This is a genomic window from Mesorhizobium sp. M0621 (assembly GCF_040320745.1).
GTDB lineage: Bacteria > Pseudomonadota > Alphaproteobacteria > Rhizobiales > Rhizobiaceae > Mesorhizobium.
This window is the reverse complement of record NZ_JAMYQF010000128.1, coordinates 1-1403: the sequence shown is the minus strand read 5'-3', so window position 1 is coordinate 1403 and position 1403 is coordinate 1. Positions and strand designations below refer to the sequence as shown.

Annotated in this window: 1 protein-coding gene; it reads right to left on the bottom strand. The window is 58.7% G+C overall.

Annotated elements, in window-relative coordinates; genetic code table 11:
• Positions 1-9 precede the first annotated feature (9 nt).
• A complete protein-coding gene (locus NKI38_RS33415) occupies positions 10-1281 on the bottom strand; it encodes an IS4 family transposase (RefSeq protein WP_352665140.1) in 1272 nt (423 codons plus the stop codon).
• Positions 1282-1403: the final 122 nt, after the last annotated feature.

Genomic DNA, 1403 nt, shown 5'->3' with positions numbered 1-1403 from the left:
TAATGCAGTTCACTTAGGCACCTTCAGTGTTCTGACAGGATATTTGGCTGGTAGCCTTTTGACGACACGGGGGCATGATCGCCCCCGTGTTTTTGGGAGGATGAGGTCTCCCAGCCTTTGTCTTAATCGGATGAGGTGTGCGGGGAGTTTTGCTGGCGCTTCGATCGCCATCCATCCCCATTCGTGACGAATGTAGTGCAGGGCTGTGGTGAAGCTCAATTCGGTTGGCTTGACCTCGGCTTCAGAGGCAACCTCGGCCATTTCCAGCCGCACCAGATTGTAAGCCAACAAGGCTCCCCAGACTTCCTGATAGACAGTTTGCGGTGTGCCGCTGCGCAGCGTCAATTCGCTGCCAAGAAGCTCCTGTTTCAGCTCCCGATAGCTGGTTTCGATCCGCCAGCGGTCTTCGTATTGCTGCACGATCTCCTGGGCAGGATAGGCCTTCTTGTCCATCAACGAGGTTAGCAATATTCGCTTTTGCCCGTGCCGGTTGACGGTCTCGATCGCCCGGGCTTCCCAGAATGGCGGCAAGTCGGGCTCGGCCTCGCGGGCCTGCGGCGAGACTTTCATGCGCACCCGATAGTCGGTGGCGTTCTGGTCCAGGCGCTGCCATGCACTGTTGCCTTTGGCGGGCAGCAGCCAATGACGTTGCTTGCCCTTCGATTGAAGCTGCAGCAGCAGGCTGGCGCTGAAAAAGCCCTTGTCGAAGACCGTCAGGGAATGATCCGGCACTTGGTCGAGCAAGCTCTTGGCATAGAGCATCTCGTTCTTGCCGTAGATCCCAAACACCGCATCACGCACCAGATGCGTGGCGAGCGCCGTCAGGGTCAAGAGCCGTAGCTGCGGATAACTTGCAACAACGCCGGATGCATAGGCTTGCGCTCCAAAATGCGCGCGGTTCTCCACGCTGTCGGCGACACGCAGTGTGCTGCCATCCACGGCATAGCGCGCAAGACCCCGCCAGGCTCGCCCGCATTGGTGGCGCGCGTCCCAGCATGTCGCGCTCATCGCAAACAACTGCGCCAGCGGCGCCTGGCCCAAGCGCTGGCGGGCCTGCGTCAAGGCGCTCTTGGCAATGTCCGGGTTCACCTCATCGGGCAACACCAGATCCAGATGGGCCACCACCTCAGGCATCGACTGATGACGATACAAGGAAAGCGCAATCACCAGCCAGACAACTTGCTCGGCGGGGAGCTTGCGTTTGCGGATGCTCGCCTTGCCGCTGCTGGCAAGCGCCTGGGCGATCCATTCCGGATCAATTGCACCCGAAAGTGCCGACAAATCGGCTGAATGTCCTATGCGACCTGGCATCTCAAAACACGAACAGGATGGAAACGAATCTCCATCCTGCTCGATAGGTCTTACCAGATCCTCATCCAGCCCAACTTAAGTGAACTGCATTA